At 52.0% G+C, this 18,319-nt stretch carries 13 protein-coding genes and 1 pseudogene; 3 read left to right on the forward strand and 11 right to left on the reverse strand.

Annotated features, from left to right (window positions below; all coding sequences use genetic code 11):
- Window position 1: 1 nt before the first annotated feature.
- A complete protein-coding gene (phrB, locus tag JL661_RS16660; protein ID WP_062773335.1) occupies window positions 2-1,441 on the forward strand; it encodes a deoxyribodipyrimidine photo-lyase in 1,440 nt (479 codons plus the stop codon).
- Here the strand turns inward: phrB and JL661_RS16665 are convergent.
- The gene (locus tag JL661_RS16665) at window positions 1,438-3,084 is read right to left on the reverse strand and encodes a sigma-54 interaction domain-containing protein (protein ID WP_004237944.1); all 1,647 of its coding nucleotides are present in this window, start codon (window positions 3,082-3,084) and stop codon (window positions 1,438-1,440) included. The two genes, phrB and JL661_RS16665, sit on opposite strands and share 4 nt — an antisense overlap.
- Window positions 3,085-3,787: 703 nt before the next feature.
- On the opposite strand from JL661_RS16665, the gene megL reads away from it, so the two are divergent.
- Together megL and JL661_RS16675 are read left to right on the forward strand one after the other, a co-directional pair.
- Complete coding sequence (gene megL, locus JL661_RS16670) at window positions 3,788-4,984, forward strand: methionine gamma-lyase (protein ID WP_004904656.1); 1,197 nt, start codon at window positions 3,788-3,790, stop codon at window positions 4,982-4,984.
- 242 nt (window positions 4,985-5,226) lie between these two features.
- On the forward strand, window positions 5,227-6,510 hold the full coding sequence (locus tag JL661_RS16675) for an SLC5/6 family protein (protein WP_004237942.1): 1,284 nt from the start codon (window positions 5,227-5,229) through the stop codon (window positions 6,508-6,510).
- 352 nt (window positions 6,511-6,862) lie between these two features.
- Here JL661_RS16675 and JL661_RS16680 read toward each other — a convergent pair whose 3' ends face one another.
- The 10 genes and pseudogenes from JL661_RS16680 to uxaC form a co-directional block, all read right to left on the reverse strand.
- Complete coding sequence (locus JL661_RS16680) at window positions 6,863-7,195, reverse strand: helix-turn-helix domain-containing protein (protein WP_004237940.1); 333 nt, start codon at window positions 7,193-7,195, stop codon at window positions 6,863-6,865.
- A gap of 557 nt (window positions 7,196-7,752) precedes the next feature.
- Window positions 7,753-8,933: pseudogene (locus JL661_RS16685) on the reverse strand (acetyl-CoA C-acetyltransferase).
- 27 nt (window positions 8,934-8,960) lie between these two features.
- Window positions 8,961-10,283: a TIGR00366 family protein gene (locus tag JL661_RS16690; protein ID WP_015422346.1), complete on the reverse strand. Its 1,323-nt coding sequence runs from the start codon at window positions 10,281-10,283 to the stop codon at window positions 8,961-8,963.
- Window positions 10,280-10,945: a 3-oxoacid CoA-transferase subunit B gene (locus tag JL661_RS16695; RefSeq protein ID WP_036424804.1), complete on the reverse strand. Its 666-nt coding sequence runs from the start codon at window positions 10,943-10,945 to the stop codon at window positions 10,280-10,282. The genes JL661_RS16690 and JL661_RS16695 overlap by 4 nt, the downstream gene beginning before the upstream one ends.
- 10 nt (window positions 10,946-10,955) lie before the next feature.
- The gene (gene atoD, locus JL661_RS16700) at window positions 10,956-11,606 is read right to left on the reverse strand and encodes an acetate CoA-transferase subunit alpha (protein WP_004237936.1); all 651 of its coding nucleotides are present in this window, start codon (window positions 11,604-11,606) and stop codon (window positions 10,956-10,958) included.
- 279 nt (window positions 11,607-11,885) lie between these two features.
- Entirely contained in the window at window positions 11,886-13,271 is a 1,386-nt protein-coding gene (atoC, locus tag JL661_RS16705; RefSeq protein ID WP_004237935.1) for an acetoacetate metabolism transcriptional regulator AtoC, read from the reverse strand.
- Entirely contained in the window at window positions 13,258-15,033 is a 1,776-nt protein-coding gene (atoS, locus tag JL661_RS16710) for a two-component system sensor histidine kinase AtoS (protein WP_004237934.1), read from the reverse strand. The genes atoC and atoS overlap by 14 nt, the downstream gene beginning before the upstream one ends.
- Before the next feature lie 242 nt (window positions 15,034-15,275).
- A complete protein-coding gene (locus JL661_RS16715; RefSeq protein ID WP_004237933.1) occupies window positions 15,276-15,911 on the reverse strand; it encodes a bifunctional 4-hydroxy-2-oxoglutarate aldolase/2-dehydro-3-deoxy-phosphogluconate aldolase in 636 nt (211 codons plus the stop codon).
- A 20-nt stretch (window positions 15,912-15,931) separates the two neighbouring features.
- Window positions 15,932-16,894 (reverse strand): sugar kinase, encoded by a 963-nt coding sequence (locus JL661_RS16720; protein WP_004237932.1) that lies wholly within the window; start codon window positions 16,892-16,894, stop codon window positions 15,932-15,934.
- Entirely contained in the window at window positions 16,894-18,315 is a 1,422-nt protein-coding gene (gene uxaC, locus JL661_RS16725; RefSeq protein WP_004237931.1) for a glucuronate isomerase, read from the reverse strand. Before uxaC ends, JL661_RS16720 begins: the two co-directional genes overlap by 1 nt.
- Between the last annotated feature and the right edge of the window lie 4 nt (window positions 18,316-18,319).

Raw genomic sequence — 18,319 nt, forward strand, 5'->3', positions numbered from 1 at the left:
TATGACGGATTCAGCACCGGCCGTTGTCTGGCTGCGGCACGATCTGCGGCTGACAGATAACACGGCGCTTTACGCCGCCTGTCAGGCACACCGGCAGGTAAAACTGATTTTTACACTCACGCCGGGACAGTGGGAGCAGCACGCTATGTCCCCGTCACAGCAGGCGCTGATTTTCTGTCAGCTGCACGCGCTGAACACATCCGCAGCCGCACTCGGGATCACCCTGCATGTGCAGCCGTGCCATACCTTTGAGGATGCCGCTGACTGGCTGGCCGCGTGGTGCCGCGAACATCGTATCCCCGCTGTCTATGTCAATAAACAGTACGGGCTGAATGAACAGCGCCGTGATGCCCGCTTTGCCGCGCGTCTGCCGGACACCTGCCGCTTTTATGCCTTTGATGACAGTGTCCTGCTGCCGCCGGGCAGTGTGAGCACACAACAAGGCGGACTCTACAAAGTGTTCACCCCGTTCCGGCGGGCCTTTCTCACCACACTGATGCAGACCACCGTCCGCGTGCTGCCGGTACCGGAGGCCAAAGGCCCGCCGGTCTCCCCGGCACCGCTTAATCTGCCGCAGCAGGAGCATGCCCTTTTCCCTTCCGGAGAAGAGGCCGCACTGCAGCGGCTGGCGGATTTTTGTCAGAAGCATGCTGCGGATTACAAAACAGAACGGGATTTTCCGGCGATTGACGGCACCAGCCGCATCTCCGCGTATCTCGCCACCGGAATTTTGTCCCCCCGCCAGTGCCTGAGCCGTCTGCGCCTGCATTTCCCGATGGTCGCTGATGAGCCGGAAAGCGGCGCTTATACCTGGCTCAGTGAGCTTATCTGGCGGGAATTTTATCTGCATCAGCTGGCACAGCACCCGGATATCAGCCGTCACCGCCCGATGCAGCGCTGGACAGAGTCCATTATCTGGTCACCGGATAACAGCGGGCTGCTTGCCTGGCAGCAGGGTAAAACCGGGTTCCCGCTGGTCGATGCGGCCATGCGCCAGCTGAATGAAACCGGCTGGATGCATAACCGCCTGCGGATGATCACGGCCAGTTTTCTGGTCAAGGATTTACTGACTGACTGGCGGCGCGGCGAGCACTATTTTATGTCACAGCTGATTGACGGTGAATTTGCCGCCAATAACGGCGGCTGGCAGTGGGCGGCCTCCACCGGTCATGATTCGGTGCCGTATTTCCGGATTTTCAACCCGGTCACGCAGGGAAAACGGTTTGATCCGGACGGCAGCTTTATCCGCCGCTGGCTGCCGGAGCTGGCAGAAGTACCTGCGAAATACATTCATACACCCCATGAATGGGCGGAGAAAAATCAGCGTGAGATTGATTATCCGAAACCGGTGGTGGATCACCGGATGGCGAGGATCCGCGCTATCGATGCTTACGAAACCGCCCGCCGGACCGCTGCCGGCGGGGATGATAATCCGTATTAATCTGTTTTGTCTGCTGACCGGCGCACAGTGCTGTAGGTCAGCAGATGCTCCAGATTATAGTAACGGGCTTTATTCAGTACGGTGGTGTGAGACATCCCGATTTCACGGGACACTTTGCGGGCCGAACCGTAGCGGCGCAGATAATCTTCCAGCAGGCTTTTTTCCTGCCGCGCAAGAGACTCTTTCAGGTTGATATCTTCCTGCACCGGCAATACCGCAGGGGGTATTTCCGTTTTCGGTACCGGCTGCGGCCTGAGCACCGGAGAGGCCATCACTTCCTCATGGGGCAGCCACAGATCCCCGACGGTAATTTCCCGGCCGGAAGCCAGATGGATGGCCCGCAAAATCACGTTTTGCAGTTCCCGCACGTTACCCGGCCAGGAATAGGCCATTAACTGGTGATATGCATCCTGGGACAGACTGAGCTGTTTATTCAGCTCTGTCGTGTATTTGCTGATAAAGCGCTGCAGTAACAGCGGGATATCCGTCTTCCGCTCTTTCAGCGGCGGGATATTAATCGGGATCACGTTGATCCGGTAATAGAGATCTTCACGGAACGATTTGTTCTCGATCATCTCTTCCAGATTCCGGTTGGTGGCGACAATGATCCGCACATCCACCGGGATCTCTTTGTGCCCGCCGACGCGGCGGATCACGCCTTCCTGTAATACCCGCAGTAATTTACTTTGCAGGATAAGGGAAAGCTCGCCGAATTCATCCAGAAACACGGTGCCGTGGTTGGCGGATTCAAACAACCCCATCTTTCCGCCCTTGCTGGCGCCGCTGAACGCGCCGCCCTCATAACCGAACAGCTCACTTTCAATCAGGTTTTCCGGCAGTGCCGCACAGTTAATCGGCGCAAACGGGTGAGCGCTGCGGTCGCTGGCGTTATGAATGGCGCGGGCAAACAGCTCTTTACCGGTACCGGTTTCACCGCGGATCAGTACCGTATACGGGCTTATTGAGATTTTTTTAGCGAAATCAATCAGGTTCATCATGATTTCGCTTTCACAGATAATGTCATCAAAGCTGAACGGCAGGCTTTTATTCACCGAAGACGCCATTTGCTGCACCGAGCGCAGGCTCTTGAAGGTGATAACCGCCCCCATCACCTGAGACTCTTCACTCAGAATCGGACGGCCGGAACAGATATAATACAGCTCCCCTTTCGGCGTACTGGTGACCATCTGATAGTGATCGAAACTGTTGCCGCCGAGCAGTTTGGTGAGCACTGACTGGTTTTTGCCGCTGAGAATTTTGCTGATATTGACGCCGACAATATTTTCCCGTGAGATCGAGAAAAAGTCTTCCGCCACTTTATTGAAGTAGTTGATATTACCCTGATTATTGATACCGATAATGCCGTCCGTGGTGGATTCCAGAATCGCCTGTAATTCTTTTTCTTTACGCTCGTAGGGCTGTAATTTGGAACGGGTGACACTGATAACATCAGGATTAAGCAGGAGTTTGCTCAGCAGCAGCTTAACATCCCGCTCGCACTCCGTATTGAATTTGACATAAATTTTGCACGGAAAGACTTCCATGGAATTAATGCTGATTTCGGAGGCCGAAAATTCATTGATGACTTCTTCCACCATGGCGACGCGGTCAATGGTATTAATTAACCATCTATATGCAGACATGTGATTAGTCACTCCCGGTTAGTGTATGTAGTGCTCATTTTTCACCCACCCGACCAGGGTTAACCCATCTTAGGTAATCACTGAGAGGTGAACAAAGGGCGAAATACAACAAAATAGTGCGCAATAAAAAAACCATATGATAAGTAGCCTTATCATACAGAGTGTAATTGTTATTTTGGGTTTTGTTACGTTACTTACTATAAACAAGTTCAGTCGGCTTGTACCCGCCAGATATCTCAATTCTATGAAAAAAAGTCCGCAGATTGTCAGGTTTACACCTGCATTTATTGGAGTGGCAAATCATTAAACGCGCGGTAATTAATGGAATTGATTATTCATGGCTTTGATCATTATCAACCGCCGGACGTATCGATTCAGGAAAAAATTTAAAAAGAGATCTGGATCACCCTTCCCTTTTGGGGCTATAATGTGACGCAAGTCCGGTTTTATCCCTCAATGTGATTAACCTCACTATCAGAAAGTGGCAACTTACTGTCAACTTTCTTTCCACTTTGTCATTTTTACTTACAGTCCGCTTTCCACTTCCTCCGCACTGACTTTGTCTAATCTATACCTTAAAATTATTTATCTCTTTTAATTCAATGTGTTATAAAAATAACTCCTGAGTTGGCACGGCTATTGCTTTTATTACTGCAACAACAACACATGTTGGCATAATAAAAAATTATTCTTTGGAGGATTTATGCACGATTATACGAATAAAGGTTATGACACTAAGATTGTTCACGCTGGCCAGCAGGCTGATCCACTGACTGGTGCGTTATCAACCCCAATCTATCAGACCTCTACATTCGTCTTCGACAGCGCAGCACAAGGGGCAGCACGTTTCGCATTAGAAGAAGAAGGTTATATCTACTCACGTTTAGGTAACCCTACTAACGCAGCATTAGAAGAAAAAATGCGTGTACTGGAAAACGGCGAAGCAGCGCTGGCGACTTCTTCCGGTATCGCAGCTATCTCTACCACTATCCTGACTATGTGCGGCCAGGGCGACCATATCGTTGCTTCTGACACTCTGTACGGCTGTACTTATGCTCTGCTGTCTCACACCCTGCCTAAATTCGGTATCGAAGTCACTTTCGTTCGTGCAAATGACCCTGCGAACATCAAAGCGGCGATGAAACCAAACACCAAAATGGTTTACGTCGAAACTCCGGCTAACCCGACTCTGGCAATGATCGACCTCGAAGCAGCGGCAAATGTTGCTCACGAAGGCGGCGCAATGCTGGTTGTGGATAACACCTTCATGTCTCCGTACTGCCAGCGTCCTCTGGAATTAGGTGCAGACATCGTGGTTCACAGTGTGACCAAATACATCAACGGCCACGGCGACGTTATCGGTGGTGTGATTGTCGGTCCTGCTGACTTCCTGGTTCCTGCCCGTCTGGTTGGTGTTAAAGACATCACCGGTGGTGTAATGAGCCCGTTCAACGCATGGTTAACCCTGCGCGGTCTGAAAACACTGCACGTCCGTATGGAACGTCACTGCTCTAACGCAATGAAAGTGGCTAAATATCTGGAATCTAACCCGAACGTAGAAGCAGTATTCTACCCTGGTCTGCCGTCTCACCCGCAGCACGAGTTAGCGAAAAAACAGATGAGCAACTTCGGCGGTATGATCAGCTTTGAAATCAAAGGCGGTATCGAAGCAGGCCGTAAAGTGATGGACTCTGTTGAGTTATGCATGCTGGCAGTAAGCCTGGGCGATACTGAAACTCTGATTCAGCACCCTGCATCAATGACTCACTCTCCGGTTCCGGCTGAAGAGCGTCTGAAAGCAGGTATCACCGATGGTCTGATTCGTATCTCTGTCGGTCTGGAAACACCTGAAGACATCATTGCTGACCTGGAACAGGCTATTGCGAAAGCAGTTGCTTAAGACCAGAGCGGAAAATTAAGTCCTGCAGTATGTACTCACCTCATTTGCCGTTAACACACAGACGGGGTGAGTACACGAAGCACGCGGAAAAATTCATTGAGAGCCACTCTGAATTCTCTCCGGCGTGCTTTTTAAGTATTTAACAGGTTATTTTTAGCGGTAATAAAAAGAACAACGCAGTGCTGAAATTTTTTAGAAACCATAATCACAATAAATTATTATGAAAACCAAGGGGGCTTAGTATGGCGGACATGACCTCAACCGAGAATTCCGCGAAAGCGCTGGGCAAAATACCATTTACAATGTATGACGCCGGCTGGGTAGTACTTTGTATTGGTATGGCGATCGGTGCCGGTACCGTTGTAATGCCGATTCAGATCGGTCTGAAAGGTATTTGGGTATTTATTTTAGCTTTCATGATTGCGTATCCGGCAACCTATATGTTGCAGAAGCTGTACATGAATACGCTGTCTGAAAGTGAAGAATGTGAAGACTACACAAACATAATCACACAGTATCTGGGCAGTAACTGGGGTGTGGCGCTGGGAGTTATTTACTTCCTGATGCTTATCCACGGTATCTTTATTTACTCTCTCTCTGTTATTTTCGACAGTGCCTCTTATCTCCATACGTTTGGTGTTACAGAGGGTGTGCTTTCAAGCTCACTGATCTATCGTGTGGCTGTCTTTGCCGCGCTGATTTTCATTGCCTCCAAGGGCGAGAAACTGCTGTTTAAAATCTCCGGTCCGATGGTTATCGTCAAAGTCGGTATCATTGTATCGCTGGGTCTGGTGATGATCCCTCACTGGGATTTCAATAACATCACTGCATTCCCGCCGATTGGTGACTTTACCCGTGACGTGCTGCTGACTGTACCGTTTGCGTTCTTCTCTGCGGTCTTCGTTCAGATTCTGAACCCGATGAACATCGCGTACCGTAAACTGGAATCAGACAAACGTGTTGCCACCTACCGTGCTATCCGCGCTCACCGCGTGGCCTATATCACCCTGGTGACAATCATCCTGTTCTTCTCATTCTCCTTTACGTTCTCTATCAGTCATGAGCAGGCCGTATCCGCGTTTGAACAGAACATTTCTGCACTGGCTATTGCTGCTCAGGTTATCCCGGGCGCGGTCGTGAGTGTGATGACCACCGTTCTGAACATCTTTGCAGTTCTGACAGCATTCTTCGGTATCTATCTGGGCTTCCAGGAATCAGTGAAAGGCCTTGCGGTTAACATCCTTTCCCGCTTCATGGATAAAGAGAAAATCAACCACACCGTATTAAACATCTGTATCTCTGTCTTCATCGTTGCATTACTGACTGCATGGGTGTCAACAGGGTTCTCCGTGGTTGTCTTCTTCCAGATTGGTAGTCCGTTATACGCTATCGTTTCCTGCTTAATTCCTGTTTACCTGGTATTCCGTGTCGCGAAACTGAAAAAATTCAAAGACTGGAAAGCCTGGTGTGTTATGGGCTTCGGTATCCTGCTGCTCATCGCACCGTTCTTCAAATACCTTGAGTGACGGGTAAGAGAAAACAGGCCATCCGTCGGTGCCCCGCACTGACTGAAATAAAGTAAAACCCGGAACCGGTCACAGCACCGGTTCCGGAAAGTTAAAAAACTCAGCACCGCAGTCTGAATAAAAAAACCTCTGTCCTTCTGACCAATATATTATTAAGTTCCTTGATTGGTTAGCATATTGCGGGAGATATCATCTCCCGCTTTTTTTCGTCTGAAATTTGTCCCGGTGCTGCTCTGTCATCTGTATTACAGTTTTGTTTCTGCCGGATGGCGGGCACGGCAAACCCGTACAGTAATCCGCAAATCAGCTGTACTGGTCTGTCTTTTTTATTTAAAAGCGGAAATTATGGTGATTAAAAATCGCGCGGGGAAATAATACTGTCCGCAATAAGGCTCATCCGGATTTCCTGAATATCCCCTTCTTCATTTTCATAAAGAATGTCATCCAGCCCGGTGCCGGTCATATTCATTTCCTCAAAGAAACGACCCGGAGTGAGTTTAAAGGCCAGACTGACACGCAACAACGTATCCACATCAATACGGTTTACCCCCCGCTCATAACGCGAGAGCTGCTGCTGGCTAATCCCTATTCTGTGTGCCAGCTGCTTTGTGGTTAAACCTGCATTGGTCCGGTATTGTCTGATAACCTGTCCGATAGCTTCGGATATCGCATATTTCTTCATCATTAATCAATAACCCTATAAAGACCATCACTAAAATTCCTTATTTAGCTCACTGATCATAGAAAAAACACTTAAAACTATAAGTAGTTTATCGTACATAGGGCCATTTTTGAAAAACCAAAGGTTATGCTGTTTGTGAGTACATGAGGGGGTAAATGAGACTGAATGTTTCGATATATTTCGCCTTTAAAATCATAGTGTAACGAAATAATATTACAAAATATTAATCGATTGAAAGTACAATGAATTAGTAGAATAAGTGTTATATACCAAATAATTAGAAAAAAAAATATGTTTTCACTCCATTCAAATACAAATTCCGAGTTTTTACAGGATGTGAAAAAGTGTGTTTGATCCCACACATCGGATTTCAGCATAATAGGTTGATGACTCATCCTAATATGAACAGCAAACCGCAGTTAATAAATTAAATTAATGTAAATATTTTACACGAAAAATTAACTTAATTCGAATTTTGTCAGAAACACAGAAACCGGCACAAAAAAGCCGGTGACAGTTACCCTGCCACCGGCTGAATATCCGCCTGTTATTTCACCGGATTACAGACGTTCAATCACCATCGCGATCCCCTGCCCGCCACCGATACAGAGTGTCGCCAGACCGGTGGTTTTATTCTGAGCCTGTAATGCATGCAGCAGTGTCACCAGGATACGGGCACCACTAGCACCAATCGGGTGACCCAGGGCAATCGCCCCGCCGTTGATGTTTACTTTGTCAGGATCAAAACCCAGGTCACGGCCGACCGCGAGAAATTGGGAGGCAAATGCTTCGTTGGCTTCGATAAGATCGATATCCTTCAGTGACAGCCCCGTTTTCTCCAGCACTTTCCGCGTGGCCGGAACCGGCCCCAGCCCCATCATCGACGGTGAAACCCCGCCGGAGGCATAACCCCGGATGCGGGCAAGCGGTGTCAGTCCCAGTGATTTAGCACGGGTTTCCGTCATCAGCATCAGAGCTGCCGCACCGTCATTGATACCGGAGGCATTACCGGCAGTCACCGTTCCCGCTTTATCAAAGGCCGGGCGCAGTTTCGCCAGCCCTTCTGCCGTTGATCCGGCTTTCGGGAATTCATCGGTATCCACCACGATATCCCCTTTACGGCTTTTCACCGTCACCGGCACGATTTCAGCCTTAAAGGCGCCGCGCTCAATCGCGCTGACGGCTTTCTGCTGTGATGACAGTGCCAGTGCATCCTGCTCTTCGCGGGTCAGGTTATAGGCTTTGGCGATGTTCTCCGCTGTGATCCCCATGTGATAGTTATTCTCGGCACATAACAGCCCGTCACGCAGAATCACATCATGCACTGCACCGTCGCCCAGGCGGTAACCCCAGCGGGCACGGCTGTCGAGCAGATACGGCGCCTGACTCATATTTTCCGTGCCGCCCGCGATAATAATGTCCGCGTCACCGCTGCTGATCGCCTGTGCGCCCAGCGCAACACTCTTCAGGCCGGAGCCGCACACTTTATTGACGGTGAAAGCACAGGCGCTTTCCGGTATACCGCTGCGCAGCAGGATCTGGCGCGCAGGGTTCTGTCCGAGTCCGGCCTGTAGCACGTTCCCCATAATCACTTCATCCACCAGCCCCGGTTCCAGCTGCGTTTTTTCAGTAACGCGCTGACCACTGCCGAGCCGAGTTCCACGGCACTGACACCCGCCAGTGCGCCGTTAAAGTTGCCGATTGCGGTACGCACGGCACTGACAATAACGATATTTTCCATTGCGAAATCCTTACTGTTTAGTATCTGTCAGAAGAAAGCGAGGCCGATAATGAAAATCGGTGCCGAGAGCAGCAGGGCGGTGATGCAGTACCCCATAATGTCCCTGACCCCCAGCCCGGCGATCGCCAGTGCAGGAAGCGCCCAGAACGGCTGCGCCATGTTCATCCACTGTTCACCGTAGGCAATCGCCATCACGGACTTACCGAGATCAGCCCCCAGCGCCTGGGCAGCCGGAATAACAAACGGCCCCTGAATCACCCAGTGACCGCCGCCTGACGGCACGGCAAAGTTGATCAGCGCAGAGCTGAAGAACGTCATCAGCGGGAAGGTTTCTTTGTTGGCGACGTTGATAAAGAATTCAGTGATAAGCCCGCCCAGTCCGGAGCCTTCCATCATGAGCTGGATACCGGCATAGAACGGGAACTGCACGAGGATCCCGGCGGTACTGCGGGCGGCGGCACTGACGGCACGCATATACGCCATAGGGGTTTTATGCAGCAGCAGACCGGTCAGCAGGAAAATCATATTCACGGTGTTAATGGTGATGTTGAAACCGTTTTTGATGAAATACATGCCGAGGAACGTGAAGCCCAGAATCCCGATAATCCATGCGATAAGGCGGCTTTCTTCCATCCGGAGAGAAACCGGCGCGTCTTCCGGTAATTTTTTCTGGAAATCCGGCTCTTCTTCGAGCAGCGCAGGGTCGATCATCATGATGTCGTCTTTGCGCGGCATCATCATGCGGGTGACAAACGGCATCACCAGAATCAGTGTCAGGGTGATAAACAGGTTATACCCGGTGAACATGGTCTGGCTGACAGGAATAAGCCCGGCGATATGCTCGACAGGGTTACCCGGTGTGGCGGCCAGCAGCGGCATAGAGCCGGAGAAACCGCCGCCCCAGGTCATAAACCCGATATAGGCACAGGCGATCAGCAGCGGGTAGTCAGAGCCCGGTACACGGCGGGCCACTTCGCGGGCAAACATCGCCCCGACCACCAGGCCGAATCCCCAGTTAATGACACAGGCAACCGAACCGAAAAACGTCACCAGCATCACCCCCTGAACCGGGGTTTTTGCCAGTGAGGCAGTCAGCCGCAGAATACGTTTAACCGGCGGGGAGCTGGCCAGCGCGTGACCGGTCACGATGATCAGCGCCATCTGCATCCCGAACGCCAGCAGGTTCCAGAATCCGTTCCCCCATAAGTTCACCAGATCCATTGGTGTGCTTGGTGTGAGTGCCAGCGCGATGATAAACGTCAGCATGGTCAGCAGCATTGCGAAGATCAGCGGATCCGGCAGATAACGGCTCACCACACGGGTCATGACTCGTGAGATGCGTCCTATCATACGGCTTCCCCCGCAGTCACCAGCGGCATTTCACAGATAGCCGGTGAAACAATAAAATGCGCGGCGGTTTTTTCGCGGATAGTATCGATATCCGTACCCGGCGCGTATTCACACAAAATCATCTGATCGTTTTCAAAGCGGAATAACGCCAGTTCCGTTACCAGCACATCCACCGCTTTCACGGCGGTCAGCGGCATGGTGCACTCCGGCAGGATTTTGGCGGAACCGTCTTTTGCACAGTGCTCCATGGCTATGATCACTTTGCGTGCACCGGTCACGAGATCCATCGCACCGCCCATACCCGGCACCATTTTGCCCGGTACCACCCAGTTGGCGAGGTTGGCCTGTTCATCCACCTGTAAGCCGCCCAGTACGCTGGCATCCACATGACCGCCGCGGATCAGGGCGAAGGAGAAGGCGCTGTCAAACATCGACGCGCCCGGCAGGATGCCGCACGGCTGACCGCCTGCATTGACCAGATTCTTATCCGGCGTGGTTACCGGCCCGAGGCCGAGAAAGCCGTTTTCTGACTGTAATGTGATATGCACGCCTTCCGGCAGATAGTTCGCCACCTGTGTCGGCAGCCCGATCCCGAGGTTCACCACATCACCGTCATTCAGTTCAAGTGCCACACGGCGGGCGATTAATTCTTTTGCATTCATGATGTTTTCCTTATTCTGCAATCAGCCAGTCAATAATTGCCCCTGGTGTGGCAACACAATCCGGGTCGATATCCCCCACCGCGACCATTTCATCCGGCTCGGCAATGGTGATATCCGCCGCCAGTGCCATCAGCGGGTTAAAGTTGCGGGCACTGAGGTCATAGGTGAGGTTGCCGAGCGGGTCGGCTTTTTGTGCCTGAATCAGCGCCAGGTCAGCGCGGAGGGGAAGTTCGAGGAGATAATCGCGGCCATCGAGGGTAATTTTCTGTTTGCCTTCTTCCACGACCGTACCGACACCGGTCGGGGTGAGGAATCCGCCCAGCCCGGCACCGCCGCAGCGGATTTGCTCTGCCAGCGTGCCCTGCGGGATCAGCTGTACTTCCATTTCACCGGCGATCATGCGCCGCCCGGTTTCCGGGTTTGTCCCGATGTGGGAAGCGATGACTTTTTTCACCCGTCCGTTGACAATCAGCGGGCCCAGGCCGGTATCCACGAATGCGGTATCATTGGCGATAATGGTTAACTCTTTGACGCCGGATTCTAATAATTCAGTCATTAAACGCGGCGGTGTACCGACCCCCATAAATCCGCCGACCATAATTGTCATGCCGTCACGAAAAAATTCACCGGCTTTTTTCACCGTTATTTGTTTATTCTTCATAGCACTTCCCTTTTATAAAAAAATATAGACACAAAGGTAATAGCAAGCGCTATGCCAATAATAAAACCTGTATTTTGTTATATTTACATCACTCTAACTTACTGATATATATTGCTTTAAATATTATAAAAATAAACTTATTAACATATTATAAATAAATGATTCATTCCTGATGGTGAAATAAAATGCACAGTGTGAAAATTTATTCACAACAAAAAAAGCACGGTGAATTTATTTTCACCGTGCTTTTTAAAATTATTTTTATAAAATTATTATTAATTATTCAATATCGTATTCCTGCAATTTATACATTAATGCCCGGCGGCTGATCCCCAGCGCAGATGCGGTATGGGTTTTGTTATTCTGAAATTCCGCCAGGGCGGAAATAATCAGCTCTTTCTCGTAAGCTTTAATATTCTCTTTCAGGTTCAGGCCCGGCTCCTGCGTGACCGGAATCAGTGCCACCGGCTGGCTGCGGACCTGTGCCAGTAACTGCTCCGGCAGATCTTCGGGGAAAATCACATAACCGGTGCTCATAATCACTGCCCGCTCAATCACGTTGGAAATCTCCCGCACATTACCCGGCCACTGGTAGTTCATCAGTAATGCCAGCGTTTCCGGCGCCAGCTCGACAATATCGCGGTTATTTTCCTGACTGAATTTCTGCAGAAAATGGGAAGCCAGCAAACCCACATCCTCCGGCCGCTCACGCAGCGGCGGCAGATTCAGGTGAATGACATTGAGGCGGTAAAACAGATCCTGGCGGAAATGCCCTTCCCGCACCCGTTCATGCATATCGCGGTTGGTCGCGGCAATAATGCGGATATCCACACGGATAGTTTTACTGCCGCCGACCCGCTCGAATTCTTTCTCCTGCACCACCCGCAGCAGTTTCACCTGTAAATCCGCCGGCATCTCACCGACCTCATCAAGCAGCAATGTCCCGCCACTGGCACGTTCAAATAACCCCTGACGCTGTACCTGCGCCCCGGTAAATGCGCCCTTTTCATGGCCGAACAGTTCACTTTCCAACAGCGAGCCGGGCAGCGCCCCGCAGTTCACTTTAATAAAGGGGCCGTTGGCTCTTTCACTGTTGTAATGGATCGCCCGCGCCACCACTTCCTTCCCGGTGCCGCTTTCCCCAGTGATAAGCACTGTCGCCTGACTGCGCGAGACTTTGGCGATATCGCGGCAGATTTCCATCATTTTCGGGTTACGGGTCAGTACCCGTCCCCACTGGTAGCTGTCGCTCAGTTCGCGGTGCAGCAGATTAATTTCCTGTTTCATCTCCTGCAACTGTAATGCACGGGAGATAAGCAGTTTCAGCTCCGTCAGGTCAAAGGGCTTTATCACATAATCAAACGCCCCGAGACGCAGCGCGTCCACTGCGGTTTCCACAGCGGCATAGGCGGTCATCAGAATGACCGGCACTTCCGGGTTCAGCTCCCGCATCCGTTTGAGGGCCTCAATGCCGTCCAGTTTCGGCATACGGATATCCATCAGTACCACATCCGGTTTATCCTGCACAAAGCTTATCAGTGCCGCCTCGCCGTCCTCCGCCACCCGGGTTTCATGACCATCAATAGAAAAGGCGGTCTGTAACATCCGGCAGAGATTCTTTTCATCATCAACTATCAGAAGCCGGTACGATTTATGTGTAATCATTTTTCTTACCCTGCGTTATCGGCAACGTTATGGTGAACGTCGTTCCATGATGTTCCTGACTTTCAAGGAAAATATCACCGCCGTGACCGGCAATGATCCGCTGGCTGATAGCCAGTCCCAGCCCGGTTCCCGAGGCTTTGGTGGTAAAGAACGGGTCAAAAATTTTCTTCTGCAGCGCCGCCGGAATTCCGGTGCCGTCGTCGCGGATCACCACCATGACCCGCTGCTCTTCCATGTAACAGGTAGAGATAAAGAGATTGCCTCTGGCCGGAATCGACTGCACCGCGTTTATCATGATATTGAGCAGCACCTGACGCAGCAGTTCGCTGTTGGCCTCAATCAGCGGCAGTGTGTCATCCGGCTCCCAGGTAAAGGTGACCCGTGCCTCCACCCCTTTGGTTTTGACCAGCACCAGGGCTTCCTCAATCAGCCGGTTGACGCTGATCGGGCGGAATGTGCCGGTCTGCGGCCGGGAGAAATCAAGCAGCTGGCGGATGATCCGGTCAATGGAATCCACTTCCTTGAGAATAATACTGATATATTCCAGTTTATCCGGGTGATTTTCCAGTTCTTTGAGGATCTGCACGAAACCGCTGATCGCCGTCAGCGGGTTACGCACCTCATGGGCCACTCCCGCCATCAGCTCGCCGAGTGTCGCGAGTTTTTCCGCCTGCTGCATACGGCGCTGAACCTCTTTCTGCGCAGTAAGATCTTTAAATATCACCAGCGCGCCGATAAGCTCCCCGCCCGCATTACGGATGCGGCTGGTGCTGACGTTTATCTGAATGGTGCGGTCACGGGCGGGATAGGCAATTTCCAGACTGACGTGCTCAATACCGCGCTTCAGGGTATCGAGAACCGGGCTGGAGAAACTGCGCCCCTCAAAAACGTCACCGTAATATTTGCCGTGCAGATCCCGCTCCAGATAGCCGGTTATTTCTTCCGCCGCCGGGTTAATCATGGTGACACAGCCGTTGATATCCACCGCGATCACGCCGTCCGCCGCACTTTCAATAATCAGTTCGTTGAGGGTTTTCATCTCCCGCAGTGTCTGTGCCAGGGCGTTGACGCTGTCGCTGATCTCCCCCATTTCCCCTTTCATCATCGGCAGATGGGTATTGAGATCACGGGAGAGATCACTGAGGCCGCTTTTAATCGCGCCGATATCCCGGCTGAAATGACGGGAAAAGACGATAATAATCAGCAGACTGAACAGGATCCCGAGTGCAATGACCGCGATAATTTTGACATCCATCGCCAGCGCCTGGCGGTCAATATCATCCGTCAGTTCGTTCGCCCAGATATAGCCGATCACCTCGCCGTTACGCCTGACAGGAATCATGGCGTTCATAATATTACCGCGCACCTGGCTTCCCCAGCCGACCTCCGGCTCTCCCGTTGCCATCACATGACGGCCGGGGTGATCCTCACTGATTCGGGTACCGGTTTTGTTGCCGTAACGGGCACGCGGAGAATAGGTCACAATACCGTCGAGTTTACGGTGGTAATACCCGGCGCCGACCCCGGGGAAGGTGGAAGTGATAATTTCCGCCGCCGGATACAGTTTTTCGCTGATCAGCGCCAGGCGCTGGTCACGCGGCAGGGATGCGGCAAGGTCATATTCATCATTCAGTGCCTGTTCCAGCAGACCGGCAACGGAATAGAGTTTGTTCCGTTTCTCCTGCAACAACGCGGAACGCCCCTCTGTTTCCACAAAATAACCGATGATAAGTGTCGGCACGGTGACCAGCAGAATGGCCATCAATATGAGTTTGTCACGCAGACTGAAGGGATAATATTTATGCAACACAGAAGGCCCGTCTGAAAAGCAGTATGATTCACCAGCATATACAACTGATTAAAAAAATATCTTTGCGAACGGTCATAGTTCCGGAATCTCTGTAAAAACAACAGGATAATTGATGATTCGGAATGTTACAGGCGGGAGAAAACAGATAATACGGCAGCAGAGAGGGGATCTGCTGCCGGAACGGTAAAAAATCCTTATTTCACAAACTCACTGGCTTCACGCGCCAGTTTGCCGATGGCTGCCCAGTCTTTTGCTTTGATAAGCGAAGCCGGAACCATCCACGAGCCGCCGCAGGCCACAATCTGCGGGATAGCCAGATAGTCGCGGATATTGTTCAGCCCGATACCACCGGTCGGCATCACCTGTAACTGATGATACGGCGCCAGCATGGCTTTGATCATCGGAATACCGCCTGACGGCTCTGCCGGGAAGAATTTCACAAAATCGATGCCCAGCTCCAGTGCCTGCTCAACCGCGCTGGGGTTGTTAATCCCCGGCACAATCGGGATATCAATCTGCTGACACGCCTGCACGGTGTTCGGGTTCAGACCGGGAGAGACGACAAACTGTGCCCCGGCGGCTTTCGCCTGACGCACCTGCTCGCGGTTAATCACGGTTCCCGCGCCCACCAGCATATCCGGGCGGGCTTCGCGCAGCAGTTTGATCGCTTCCGCCGCACATTCAGTACGGAAAGTGATTTCCGCCACCGGCAGACCGTTATCCGCCAGCGCATTGCCTAACGGGATAATATCTTCCGCGTTATCCACGGCGATCACCGGCACAATTTTCAGCTGCCGGAAACGGGTAATCATTGCCTGTAATTCGGACATCTCGTTCTCCTCTTTTCCCGTTAAAACGTGTTATTCAGTAAAGTATCAGTGACCGGGCGGGTCGCCGCCTGCGGGATAATCGCCCCTTTGTGCTGAATCACCACACCCGCAAGCCGGTGGCCCATCCGGGCAGCGCGTTCAATATCCGCGCCGGTCAGCCAGCCCGCCAGGAACCCGGCGTTGAATGCATCACCGGCTGACGTGGTATCAACCACCTGTTCCGCCGGGGTGGTGGCAATAGTGATGGCCGGTGCGTCAGTGCGCAGATCACGGTAGTCACACCCCTGAGCACCCGCTTTTATAATCGCCTGCTTCACCCCGGCTTTTGCCAGACGGGCAAAGGTGGAGTTGCGGTCGCTGTCGCCCCACAGACGTGCTTCATCATCATCAGTGACCAGTGCCATGTCGGTCAGTGCATACATTGCCTGATAACAGTCACGGGTTTCATTTTCATCCGCCCACAGTGCCGGGCGGTAGTTGCTGTCAAACAGAATGGTCTTGCCCTGCTGTGACAGCGTTTTCAGGTCATCCAGCAGTTGCAGCCGGTCTTGCGGCGGCAGAATGGCAAGGCTGATCCCGCTGAGGTAAATGGCATCCATCTGCGCCATCTGTGCCAGCAGCGCCGGGTATTCCGGATGGCGGATAAGATAACGCGCCGCCGAATCATTGCGCCAGTAAAGAAACGTGCGCTCGCCCTGCTCATCCAGCTGGATAAGGTATAACCCCGGCTGATGATGCGGATCGATCAGCACATGCGCAGTATTGACCCCTTCCGCCTGCCAGCGGCTGATCATACCTTTACTGAGCGGGTCGGTTCCCATGGCAGAGATAAAATTCACCTCAACGGCGTCTCCGGCCGCACGGGCCAGATAAACCGCACTGTTCAGGGCATCACCCCCGTAGCGCTGAACCATCTCCCCGAACGGCGCACCGTTGAGTTCAATCATGCACTCGCCGATCAGACCAATGCGTTTCACTGTCATTATTCACCTTTTGCAGCGGAAAAATAACGCTGTGCATTATTGAAACAGATATCACGCACCATCTGTCCCAGCATATTCTCATCCGCCGGAATTTCACCATTTACCGCCAGCGTACCGAGCATATTACACAGAATACGGCGGAAGTATTCATGACGAGTATAGGACAGGAAACTGCGGGAATCTGTCAGCATCCCGACAAACTGGCTTAACAGTCCCAGTTGTGACAGCTGTTCGAGCTGACGCTGCATGCCGTCTTTCTGGTCGTTGAACCACCAGCCGGAACCGAACTGCACTTTACCTGCGATACCGCCGCCCTGGAAGTTGCCGATCATGGTCGCCAGCACTTCGTTATCACGCGGATTCAGGCAGTAAAGGATGGTGCGCGGCAGTTCATCGGTTTTATCCATTTCATCAAGCAGACGTGAAAGCGGATAAGCCACCGGCGCATCACCGATGGAATCAAAACCGCTGTCGGCACCGAGCAGCTTAAACATGCGCGTATTGTTGTTGCGCAGCGCACCGATGTGCAACTGCATCACCCAGCCGCGTTTCGCATACTGCTTTCCGAGCCAGACCAGCACCGCCGTTGCGAACTGCGCGGTGGCGGTTTCATCAGGGATTTCCCCGGCGAGACGTTTCTGCAGAATCGCATCCAGCACCGATTCATCCGGTACCGGTGCGTAGCGCAGGATCTCAATGCCGTGGTCAGAGGCAACACAACCATGCTGCGCAAAGTGTACCAGACGGCGTTCCAGCGCGGTCAGCAGGTCGCTGAAACGGCGGATATCCACATCAGCACTCTGTCCGAGCTTCGCGATATAGTCCGTGAAGCCGTCCAGTTCAATTTTAAAAGCACGATCCGGACGCCAGCTCGGACGCACTTCAATATCAAAGCTGTCATCCTGCGCAATCTGCCGGTGGTATTCCAGCGAATCTGCCGGGTCATCTGTTGTGCCGACCATATGCACATTCATCTGCTGCATAATGCCGCGCGCGGAAAATTCAGGTTGCGCCAGTTTTTCATTCGCTTCATCCCAGATGCTCTGCGCCGTTTCCGGCCCGAACACTTTGCCGGTGATACCGAACGGGCGGCGCAGTTCCAGATGAGTCCAGTGATACAGCGGGTTACCGAGAGTCATCGGCACGGTTTTTGCCCACGCCTGATATTTTTCATAATCACTGCTGTCGCGCCCGGTGATAAGCTGCTCCGGGATCCCCGCCGAACGCATGCCGCGCCATTTGTAGTGATCCCCTTCCAGCCAGATCTGCCCGAGGTTATCAAAACGGCGGTTTTCCGCGATTTCGCGCGGATTCAGGTGACAGTGATAGTCATAGATTGGCATGTCCGCCGCGTAGTCATGATATAGACGGCGGGCAATGTCGCTGTGCAGTAAAAAGTCTTCGCAAAGAAACTGTTTCATAAAC

The sequence above is a fragment of the Morganella morganii genome, assembly GCF_019243775.1.
Lineage (GTDB): Bacteria > Pseudomonadota > Gammaproteobacteria > Enterobacterales > Enterobacteriaceae > Morganella > Morganella morganii.